We start from the raw sequence: 11,079 nt of genomic DNA on the forward strand, positions 1-11,079 counted from the left end.
GGCCGGGCGGGCCTGGTCATGCAGTCCGCTGCCTTGTCCTCCGATGCGCTGGATGGAGCCGTCAGTCTGCTGCAAAGAGAATTGGCGGAAGAGCTTCAGGAGCCTGTTATTGTAATAGTCAGCGACCGGCTGACCGGTATCGCCGCCATCCGCGAGAGCTATCTGCAGACTCTTGAGGTGTGGAAGCTTAAGTACCAGAGGGAGCGCAGCGGGATTTTCCATTACAGTGATCTCAAGAAATGCCGGCCGGAGGAGGGTATTCATGAAGAAGGGTTCACAGCACTGGTGAACAAGGTCAAGGCAGGTGAAGCGGCGAAGCTGCAGGCTTATGTCAAGGAGGCTTTTGCAAGGTTTGCCGGTAAGCTGTTCACGGTAGAAGAGGTCCAGGCAGAGGTTGCCCATCTGGAAATGACTCTATACCGCCACCTCAAGGAGATGAATGGTGATCCCGACAAGGTGATGGGCAATCTCCAGGCTGAATTCGGAAATCTCGGAGGGCTTGGTGATTATTTTCTGCTGAGCCGTTATGTATACAGGCTGTGTACTGAGAGTTCTGCCTATCTGGCGGAGTTGAAGCAGGCCAACCAAGGAAACACCATATTTAACGTCATACAGTACGTAGATCTTGAGTTCAGGGGGAAGCTGCAGCTTCAGGATCTGGCCAGGCAGTTTCACATGAATTCCACCTACCTGGGACAGTTGTTCCGCAAGGAGACCGGGTGCAGTTTCAGCGAGTATGTGAATGAGAAGCGGATTGAAGCAGCCAAGGGGCTGCTTAAGCGGACACAGCTCAAAATATCGGATATCGCGCTGCAGGTCGGTTTTTCGAATACGGACTATTTTATCGAGAAATTTAAGGGAATGGTGGGGGTCCCGCCCTCCGTATACAAACATGCGGGCAGCAATAAGCAGCTCTAAGAAAGCCGGTGCGTGCCTTGGGGAAAAAAAGATTCCGATTTGCTCATTTTGTGAATGATATTCCGCTGAACTATAAATTTTTTCTGATTTACTTCGTGGGTGTCCTGCTTCCCATCATGATCATCAACCTGGTCTTCCTGGACCGGATCACCGATCTGATCCGCTCAAGAGAGCAGCAGAATCTGGAGATCTCGCTGGAGCGGGCACGGAAGGATATTCATGATTTTATCGAGGGCGGTGTCGCGGTGGCCTACACCCTGTCTACGGATAAGAATCTGTATGAAATGCTGGACCGGGAGTATAAGAATCTCATCGACTTTTATGGTGCCTATGACGAACAGCTCCGGGACCGCTTGAACAGCTATATGCCGGTGAACAACCAGATTGACCGGATCAGTATATTTACGGACAACCGCTCGATCGTATCCGGGGGTAACTATCAGGCCATAAACAACCGGGTCTGGAACAGTGACTGGTATAAGCAGTTGAAGACTTCACATAATCAGGTTGTTGTAACCGCTTACCGAACGGGTGTGGACGGAAATGCATCCGTTTCCATTCCAGCTCTCAGTGTGATCCAGATCATGAACAACTTCAGGAATTACAATACATACGAGAAGCTGGTGCGGATCGATCTGGATCTTACTGAAATTTATGATGTGATTGCCCGTGAAAAAGATTATCTCAGTCTGTATCTGGTCAACGAGCAGAATCAGATTGTCATGTCAGTGGACAGCGGCTATCAGCGAATCACCGACGAGCCCTACCCGCTGTTCAAACAGCTGGATGATGGAGCCAGGGAGGATGTTCATATCGCACCCTTAGGCACAGCCGTTTATCTGAAGGGCTGGCGGATTGTCGGGATCACCCAGGGCGAGCGGATTACGCAGGCGGTGCTGGATATGCGGCTGTATGCCGCTTTTCTGGCGACTACGATTACCTTGCTGACCAGCGGCTTTATCTATGTGATGCTGAGATCGTATAACTACAGGGTCAAGCGGCTCTCCAGACATATGCAGAAGGTGACGAACGAGAAGTTTGAGCTGATCCGCATTGACGAAGGCCGCGATGAGATTGGAGGATTAATCCATAATTTCAACCGGATGACCACCCGGATCAATTCGCTGATCAATGACGTGTATAAGCTGGAAATTCAGAAAAAAAATCTGGAGATGGAACGTGTCAGGGCCGAACTCAATTTTCTCCAGAGCCAGATGAATCCCCATTTTCTGTTCAATACGCTGAATGCGATCCTGGTCGTCTGCACCAAAAAGAATTACTCCGATGTGACGGATATTGTGAAAAGCCTGTCAAAGCTGCTCCGGAGGCTGCTGAGCTGGAAGGAGGATCTGGTGTCGCTGGAGGAAGAAATGTCGTTCATTGAGATGTACTTGAAGATTGAAAAATTCAGGTTCAGAGATAAATTCGACTATGTGTTCGAAATCGATGAGCAGTCGAAAAGGTACAAAATCCCTAAGCTGAGTATGCAGCCGCTGGTGGAGAATTCCTGCAAGCACGGTCTGCAGACTATTGAGGGGCTTGGGATTATTACGGTAAAAACGGCTGTAGAGGACAACCGCCTGCAAATTACAGTGTCCGATAACGGCAAAGGCATCGAGGCCGGGAAGCTCAAGGAGCTGATGGGTGCCATAAGGAACGAGGATTCTTCAGGGGTCAATGTCGGACTGCGCAACGTATACCGCAGACTGGAGCTGTATTATCAGGATCAGGTCCGGTTCGAGATGATCAGTACGCCGAACCAGGGGACCGTTGTGACCTTTGGGATTCCGCTTCGGCTCTTGGAAAGGTTGTACCCGTTTGAAGGTGAGGGAGACGTATGAACTATAGAGTACTTTTGATTGACGACGAACCGAGCAGCCTTGAGGGGCTGATGCTGTGGATCGACTGGGAGGCGCTTGGCTTCGATGTTTGCGGAACCTGCAGCAATGGCCGGGAGGGAATAGAGCAGATGCGGCAGCTGCAGCCGGATCTGGTGATTACGGATGTGAACATGCCTGTAATGAATGGTCTGGAGATGGTCGCTGCCTGGCGCCGGGAAGAGCCGGAGAAGATCAGATTCGCGATCTTAAGCGGCTACAGTGAATTCGAGTACGCGCAGACGGCCATCCGGTATGGCATCCATCATTATTTGCTGAAACCGATTTTTCCAGAGGAGACCGCAGAAGAGCTGAAGGCAATCCATCAGGAACTGGAACGGGACAACCGCCGGCTGCTGATGAATCAAATGGCTTCCTCCGAAACGATAGCTGCGGGAATGAAGAGGATGCTGCTGCATAAGCCGGATGACCAGCAGGCGCAGGTGCTTCCGGTGGGACTGCCTGAGGGTATGGACTGGTGGAATATACTGCTGCTTCAGACCATACCGGAGCTGTATCCCGAGCTGAGGGGCAGAGTGGCAGCTCTTGTCGCTGAACAACAAGCAATGTATTTAGTGGACCTGGAAGCAGGCAGCTTGGCTGTTGTATTCGGCTATGGAAGCCGCTTCCCGGCAACAGCGGCGGACATGCTCGCCCCGCTGCAGCAGGAATATGCCGGCAAGCCCGTGTTCATTTCACTCGGAGCCGCAGGCAAATCTGCGCTGCACCTGGCTGAGAGCTACCGGACGGCGAAGGAAGCGGGGCTGCATTTCTTTTACGGGACATTACCCGTCGGTTATATATCCTATCAGGAGATTAACGACAATCCGTTTAGCTATCACTATGACCATATCCGGCTGATGGATGCCATTCTGGCTCCTGTCAATACGCTGGACCTAGAGAGATTCAGGCAAGCGGTTGATTCGGCGGCCCATAGTTTTCGTGAACAGCACGTGGCACCCGATGTCGTAAAGAAGCTGGTCATTCATCTGATGTACCGGATGATCGGGCTGACTCCGGAAGGCGGAGAAGGCCGAAGGTTGCTCTTGCCGGGAAGCCTTGATGCTTCTGAAATGCCGCACACCCTGCTTAACTTAACCCAGTTAATGAAGCTGTTGTCTGCCTGCGGGGAAGCCTGCATTGAACAGCTGATGCAGGCGCAGCGTCAGGGCTCCCATGGAATTGTTCAGGAGATTAATCAGTATATCGGGGAGCATTACCGCGAAAGCCTGACGATACAGAAGCTGGCAGAGGTTTTTTATCTGCATCCGGTATATCTTGGACAGCTGCTCCGCAAAAAGAACGGTATTCCGTTCAATGAGCAGCTGCATACGCTGCGGATTGAAAAGGCAGCGGACCTGCTCCGGCAGAGTACTCTGAAGCTCTCGGAGATTGCCGATCAGGTAGGGTATACGAATTATGGGCAGTTCCTGAAACAGTTTGAGAAGAAAATGGGCACCGGTCCCGGGCAGTACCGCAATACAAAGTCCTAAACTTTTTGGGGGGTACACCTTTAGTTCGGTCGTATTTTCCACCTTGCAACACCTCTATAATTTAGGAATGTAAGTGCTTACAAAGTGGATATACAAAACCAATATGGAGGTGCCTTATGGGGGGCAAGTCGAAAAATGTGTTCAAGCTATCCCTGATTGTCCTGTTATCCCTGAGCTTCACACTGGCAGGCTGCGGTGGCAACAACAGCAACAACGGCAAGGATGCGGCGAAGAATGGCGGGGCTGCTGCAACAGAAACGGCAGCTAGCACGGATGGCAAGGTTGAGCCGTTTGACATCAGTGTCTTCATTGGTGAAGCGGGCCAGCCGCCGACACCGGATAACAAAATTTTCAAAAAGATTAAGGATGAAACGGGAGCCAAATTTAATTTCGAATATTTGGCCGGGGATATCAATCAGAAGCTCGGCGTTATGATCGCAGGGCAGGATTACCCGGATATGATGACAGGGAATACGAAGCTTACAGCGGCAGGAGCCTATATTCCGCTGGAAGATCTCATCGAGAAATACGCTCCTAATTTGAAAGCGCATTATGCAGATTATTGGAACATGATGAAGGACCCGAATGACGGACATATCTACATTTTGCCTAACTATGGTGTGTATAACGGTGAAGTGAAGAGCTCCTGGTATTCAGGACCGGCCTTCTGGATTCAAAAAGCCGTGCTCAAGGAATTCGGTTATCCAAAAGTTAAAACACTGGATGAATATGTGGACCTGATTGCCAAATACAAAGAAAAATATCCGAAGATTGACGGAAGCCCGACTGTTGGCTTCGAAATACTTAACTATGACTGGAAAAACTGGGGTCTGCTCAACGCGCCTCAGCATTTGATCGGCCATCCGAACGATGGCGGTGTTGTTGTAACTGATGGAGTAGCGGAGATTTTTGCAGACAAGGATTATGCCAAGAAATATTATCAAAAGCTGAACGAAATGAACCAGCAAGGACTGATCGACAAAGAAACCTTCGTTCAGAACTATGACCAGTATATGGCGAAGCTGTCCAGCGGAACGGTTCTCGGAATGTTCGACCAACACTGGAATTTTAGTGCGGCGGAAGATTCCTTAACCACACAAGGGAAGATCGAGCGGACCTATGTTGGGCTTCCTCTGGTTTATGACGCATCCACCAAAGACTACTACCGGGATCTTGCAGTGCTGAACCTGAACAACGGACTCGGAATCAGCATTAATGCCAAGGACCCTGTGAAGATTATCAAGCTGCTCGAAACGCTGATCAGCGAGGATTGGCAGAAGACCTTCTCCTGGGGTATTGAGGGTGAAGATTACATTGTCAAGGACGGCAGATTTATGAAAACCCAGGAACAACGGGACAACGCCGCTGATCCGACGTGGCAAATGGCTAATAAAGCTAAGACTCTCTTCGGCTATCTCCCTAAGCTTGAGGGCAGCTACAGTGATGGCAACTCCACGGATGCGTCAGCACAGCCTGAAGAATATGCAGCCAGTGTGAAGCCTTACGACAAGGAAGTGCTTGCTGCATACGGATTTAACAGTTACGTAGATTTCTTCAGTAAACCGCCAGCGAACCCAGTCTATTACCCGGCCTGGTCCATTGACCTCGTGGAAGGCTCGGATGCAAAAATTGCCAACACTAAGCTGAATGAATTGTCCACCAAATACCTGCCGAAAGCCATTTTAGCTGATCCTGGTAAATTCGATTCTATCTGGAGCGATTATGTAGGTGACATCAAGAAGGCCAATGTGAAGGCTTATGAAGACAAGATCAATGAGCAGATCAAATGGAGAATTGATACCTGGAGTAAATAAGCTGCGGCGTTAAGAGGTTGGATTCACCAGGAGGTGCTGAGCCGTCAAGAGGGCTACAGCACCTCCTGAAATAAATGATTGTGTGGGGAGATAAACCTATATGGATGAGACCTTAGGGAAAGAAACCGTCGCCTTGCATCCAAAGAAAAGAAAGAAGCAGCCCATTACGTGGTCGCTGATTAAAAATCAGAATCAGCTGATTTGGATGTCTGTTCCCTTATTGCTGTATATTGTGCTTTTTGCGTATGTCCCTGTGTGGGGCTGGACCATGGCTTTCCAGAATTACCGGCCGGGTCGTTCCCTCAGTGAGCAGGAATGGGTGGGCTTCAAGCAATTCGAATTCTTGTTTACAGACGATAATTTCCTCCGCGTCCTGCGCAATACGCTGGCGATGGGAATGATCAACCTGGTTCTCGGATTTGTTACCGCCATTATCCTTGCGCTGTTGCTGAATGAAATCCGCAAGGTATTCTGGAAAAGAATAGTGCAAACCATCTCCTATTTGCCTCACTTCCTGTCCTGGATTATCGTAACAGGTATTGTAGCTACGTCGCTCTCCATCAATGACGGGATCGTCAACATTGTTCTGATGAAGCTGCATATCATCAAGGACCCGATTCTGTGGCTTAGTGAGGGGAAATACTTCTGGGGCATCGTCGGGGCTTCGCATGTGTGGAAAGAGGTCGGCTGGAATACCATTATTTATTTGGCCGCCATTGCCTCCATTGACCCTGCATTATATGAAGCTGCTGAGATCGACGGCGCCAGCCGGTACAAGAAAATGAGATTTGTAACTCTCCCGGGGATTAAAGCTACGATTGTTATTTTGCTGATCATGTCTGTAGGACATGTGCTCGAAGCGGGTTTTGAAGTACAGTATTTGCTCGGCAACGGGCTTGTAGTGGATTGGTCGGAAACGATCGATATTTTTGTACTCAAATATGGGCTTGCCCAGGGCAACTATTCACTGGCCACCGCTGGCGGGATCTTCAAGACAGTCGTTAGCGTCACTTTGCTGCTGATGGCGAACTGGACAGCGAAACGGCTCGGGGAAGAGAGGTTGTTATAGCATGGCGAACCAGCAAATTAGCCGAGGCACTACGCCAGGCTTATCCGTGAAAAAAAGCTTGAGACCCAGCGGACTGGAACCGGTTCTCTTCCATAGTTTCAATACGGTCTTTATGGTCTGTCTGGTGCTCGTTACTCTATATCCATTTCTGAATACCATTGCCGTCTCATTCAATGCGGGAAATGATACCATTCGCGGCGGTATCTATCTGTGGCCGAGAATGTGGACCACGCAGAATTACAAGGCCATCTTTGCTTCCGGTACCATCTATGATGCGTTCTGGATCTCGGTGGCGCGGACCGTTGTCTCGACGATCCTTAATATTTTTCTGACCACCATGCTTGCGTATACGCTCAGCCGAAAAGATTATGTGTTCCGCAAGCCAATCACCATTATCTTTGTGCTTACGATGTATTTCAGCGCCGGTCTGATTCCTAATTATTTTTTGATTAAGGATCTGAACCTGCTGGGCAGCTTCTGGGTCTACATTTTCCCTACGATGATCAGCGCATTTAATATGATCGTCATCCGCACCTATATTGGTACGATCCCGGAAAGCCTGCTGGAATCGGCCCGTATCGACGGTGCAGGCGACTTCAAAATTTTCATGCGAGTGGTATTCCCCCTGTGCAAGCCGGTACTGGCGACTATCGCGCTGTTTGTGGCTGTCGGGGCATGGAACTCATGGTTCGACGCTTTTATCTACACCTCTTCCAAGCAGAGTCTGAGTACGCTGCAGTATGAGCTGATGAAGCTGCTGTCGACCACGATGAACTCCAACAGCAACCCGAACGTTGCCGCAGGTGTGGGGATGGACCGGGATTCCGCCAAAGCGATGGTAACTCCGCTATCCATCCGGGCAGCCATAACCATAGTAGCCTCCGTACCAATCCTGGTCGTATATCCGTTCATGCAGAAGTATTTTGTAGTAGGGCTGAACGTCGGGAGTGTAAAAGAATAAATCCGCCGCAAGCTACAGCCGTCGGAAGACTTGCGGAGCCTGCACTACAACCCTTAGGCTTACATTTTAGACATCGCTGATTTCGATCAGCGGTGTTTTTTTACATTCCCAGTTGGTATATCATTTTCAGATAAATGATGACACAGCGAAGAAAATGCCTTATTATTTAAAAAGATTTTTAATAAAACAGTTTTTAAATATTTGTAATACACTTATTGGAAACAAGGGTTTTAGTCCAGGCGGCCTGGAAGGAGGGCTTCATATTCTATCGCTGAGTGGAGTAAGCAAAGGCTTTGATCTGAAGGAAGGACGGTACCTTGCGGTGGACAAGGTCTCGCTCGAAGTTCGGGCCAGGGCGATCCATGGCATCATCGGAGCCAGCGGGGCAGGGAAATCAACGCTGCTGCGGCTTATTAATCTGCTGGAGCGCCCGGATGAAGGTACCGTGTCTATAGACGGCAGGCTACTGACAGAACTGCCGGAGAAGCTGCTGCGTCAGGAGCGGCAGAAGATCGGCATGATCTTCCAGCAATTTAATCTCGTCGGCAATGCTACCGTCAGCCGGAATGTCGCCATTCCGCTGGAGCTGGCCGGAGTGCCGCGGAACGGACGGATAGAGCGGGTGCGGGAATGCCTGAAGTTCGTGGGGCTTGCGGACAAAGCAGAGCAGTACCCTGCCCAGCTTAGCGGAGGGCAGCGGCAGCGGGTGGCCATCGCGCGTGCGCTTGCGAACAGCCCGAAGCTGCTGCTGTGCGATGAGCCAACCTCCGCGCTGGACCCCGGGACCACAGCAGATATTCTGGGCGTGCTCCAGCACATTAATGACGTGCTGGGGGTAACTGTAATCATCGTTACGCATGAGCTGGATGTCGTCCGGAGGATCTGCACTGATGTTTCCGTGATGGAAGGCGGACGCATCGTCGATTCTTTTTCCCGGGAAGACGGCGGGTTCCTCGCACCGGAAGATCACATGGGCAGCTACCGTGAACGGATTACGGGCAAAGCGGGGGAAGCACATGTTTGAGGATATGCTGAAATACCAGGATCAGATGTGGTTGTCCATCGGGGAAACGTTTGTGATGGTGGGGATTTCGGTAGGCGCGGCAGTGCTGCTGGGGCTTCCGCTGGGGACTGTTTTATACTTTTGCCGCAAGGGCCAGCTCTATGAGAACAAGGCGTTGTCACTAGTCCTGAACAGCATCGTCAACGTGGTCCGTTCTTTTCCGTTCCTGCTGCTGGTGGTTGCGCTAATTCCCTTCACCCGCTTCCTGGTGGGTACAGCCATCGGTACCATGGCAGCAACCGTGCCATTGTCCATTGTCGCTATCGCCTATTATTCTCGGCTGGTCGAGCAGTCTTTGCTGGAGGTTCCCAAGGGGACAATTGATGCTGCGTTGTCCATGGGAGCATCGAAGCCGGGCCTGATCTTCAAGTTCCTATATGTGGAAGCCCGTTCGGGTCTGGTGCTGGGACTGACGGCTTCGACGATCAGCTTCATTTCATTCTCAACCGTGATGGGGGTGGTCGGCGGGGGAGGGGTTGGCGATTTCGCCATCCGCTACGGGTATCAGCGTTTTGAGACGGAGGTTATGGTCTATGCGATTCTCGTGATGATCCTCCTGGTGCAAATCATCCAGTTTGCAGGAAGCACGCTGGCAAGGCTGCTGGATAAACGCTGAGAGACCGTGAAGTTTCATGAGCAGGATGATATCAAAATATAGAAATATGAAAAATGGGGGTTCACTGTACCAATGAAAAAAACGTTGAAATATACACTTATGCTACTCGTACTGGTCATGATTGCCGCAGGCTGCGGAAACAACAAGGAGGCCGGGGATACACCGGCAGCAGCCAGTTCCGAACCTGTCAAAATAAAAGTAGCCTCGCTCATCCCGCCGATGACCGATATTCTTGACATCGTGAAGCCGCTGCTCAAGGAAGACGGTGTGGATATGGAGATCGTCATCCTGTCTGATAATGTTCAGCCGAATGAGGCATTGGCGAATAAGGAAGTGGATGCGAACTTCTTCCAGCATGTTCCTTATATGGAGCAGTTCAATGCGGGCAAAGGCTCCAAGCTGGTAGCGGTTCAACCTGTATATGATGCGATCTACGGCGGTTACTCCAAGCGTTACAAGGCTATTGCTGATCTGCCGGAAGGTGCAACACTGGTTATGGCGAATGATCCATCCAATATTGGCCGTTCGCTGCAAATGTTCGCCCAAGCCGGACTGATTAAGCTGAAGGAAGGCGTGGGTATTCAAGCGACCCAGGCCGATATCACAGAGAACGCCAAAAACTTCAAGTTCAAGGAAGTTGACCTGCTGATGCTCGCCCGCACGCTGGATGATGCCGATCTGGTGGCTATGACTCCTGCTTATGCAAGTCCGCTAGGACTGACACCGAAGAAGGATGCACTGATCACCGAAGGTGAGGATTCCGAATTCACCATTACACTGGTGGCACGTGAGGACAACAAGAACTCCGACGCTATTCAAAAGCTGGCGAAACGCATCAGCGGACCGGAAGTGAAAAAGTTCCTTGAGGACAAATACGCAGATATCGCTCTGCCTGCGTTTTAAAGCAGTTAGCTGCGGCTTGCTCGTCGTATCTGTCTGCTTGTGATAATTGCATAGTATCCAATAAGCAAAGGGGCTGTCCCAAACTAACATGGCCTGACGGCCACCATCATGAATGAAAATGTCTTGGCTTGTGAATCTGTGTCTTCCATAATGGAAGTGCAGGTCACAGGCCGAGGCTTTTTTGGTAGGACATACTCTGAGTCCCAAACCGGCCGATTGTATCCCACGAGTACCGCCAATTGTTGCTATGAGCACGTGTATAAAAATCCTTTTACTTGAGGGTACATGACCTGCGTCAAACTGATTCCAGGGGTGATGTGGATGGAGGCGATTTTAGAAAGATGCGCGGGGCTAGACGTTCACCA

General features: G+C 50.5%; 9 protein-coding genes. All 9 read left to right on the plus strand.

Annotated elements, in window-relative coordinates; all coding sequences use genetic code 11:
• Positions 1–918 (plus strand): helix-turn-helix transcriptional regulator (locus A3849_RS29015; protein ID WP_143191933.1); only part of this gene is annotated, 918 nt, incomplete at its 5' end.
• 17 nt (positions 919–935) lie between these two features.
• A complete protein-coding gene (locus A3849_RS29020) occupies positions 936–2,759 on the plus strand; it encodes a sensor histidine kinase (RefSeq protein ID WP_074114549.1) in 1,824 nt (607 codons plus the stop codon).
• Positions 2,756–4,288, plus strand: a complete 1,533-nt coding sequence (locus tag A3849_RS29025; protein WP_074114550.1) for a response regulator transcription factor — start codon at positions 2,756–2,758, stop codon at positions 4,286–4,288. The genes A3849_RS29020 and A3849_RS29025 overlap by 4 nt, the downstream gene beginning before the upstream one ends.
• A gap of 116 nt (positions 4,289–4,404) precedes the next feature.
• Positions 4,405–6,102: a type 2 periplasmic-binding domain-containing protein gene (locus tag A3849_RS29030; RefSeq protein WP_074114551.1), complete on the plus strand. Its 1,698-nt coding sequence runs from the start codon at positions 4,405–4,407 to the stop codon at positions 6,100–6,102.
• A gap of 100 nt (positions 6,103–6,202) precedes the next feature.
• Complete coding sequence (locus A3849_RS29035; protein WP_074114552.1) at positions 6,203–7,171, plus strand: ABC transporter permease; 969 nt, start codon at positions 6,203–6,205, stop codon at positions 7,169–7,171.
• Between the two features lies 1 nt (position 7,172).
• Positions 7,173–8,132 (plus strand): carbohydrate ABC transporter permease, encoded by a 960-nt coding sequence (locus A3849_RS29040; protein ID WP_083613714.1) that lies wholly within the window; start codon positions 7,173–7,175, stop codon positions 8,130–8,132.
• Positions 8,133–8,394: 262 nt separating this feature from the next.
• On the plus strand, positions 8,395–9,156 hold the full coding sequence (locus A3849_RS29045; protein WP_083613715.1) for a methionine ABC transporter ATP-binding protein: 762 nt from the start codon (positions 8,395–8,397) through the stop codon (positions 9,154–9,156).
• Entirely contained in the window at positions 9,149–9,811 is a 663-nt protein-coding gene (locus A3849_RS29050) for a methionine ABC transporter permease (protein ID WP_074114553.1), read from the plus strand. Before A3849_RS29045 ends, A3849_RS29050 begins: the two co-directional genes overlap by 8 nt.
• Positions 9,812–9,883: 72 nt before the next feature.
• Positions 9,884–10,714, plus strand: coding sequence for a MetQ/NlpA family ABC transporter substrate-binding protein (locus tag A3849_RS29055; RefSeq protein WP_074114554.1), 831 nt, complete (start codon positions 9,884–9,886; stop codon positions 10,712–10,714).
• Positions 10,715–11,079: the final 365 nt, after the last annotated feature.

Origin of the sequence: Paenibacillus sp. P46E, from assembly GCF_001909095.1 — a bacterium.
Lineage (GTDB): Bacteria > Bacillota > Bacilli > Paenibacillales > Paenibacillaceae > Paenibacillus_AQ > Paenibacillus_AQ helianthi.

Coding starts and splice junctions, on each gene's coding strand:
- A3849_RS29040 (WP_083613714.1), top strand. CDS start 7,173: ATGGCGAACCAGCAAATTAGCCGAGGCACTACGCCAGGCTTATCCGTG.
- A3849_RS29050 (WP_074114553.1), top strand. CDS start 9,149: ATGTTTGAGGATATGCTGAAATACCAGGATCAGATGTGGTTGTCCATC.
- A3849_RS29025 (WP_074114550.1), top strand. CDS start 2,756: ATGAACTATAGAGTACTTTTGATTGACGACGAACCGAGCAGCCTTGAG.
- A3849_RS29030 (WP_074114551.1), top strand. CDS start 4,405: ATGGGGGGCAAGTCGAAAAATGTGTTCAAGCTATCCCTGATTGTCCTG.
- A3849_RS29055 (WP_074114554.1), top strand. CDS start 9,884: ATGAAAAAAACGTTGAAATATACACTTATGCTACTCGTACTGGTCATG.
- A3849_RS29035 (WP_074114552.1), top strand. CDS start 6,203: ATGGATGAGACCTTAGGGAAAGAAACCGTCGCCTTGCATCCAAAGAAA.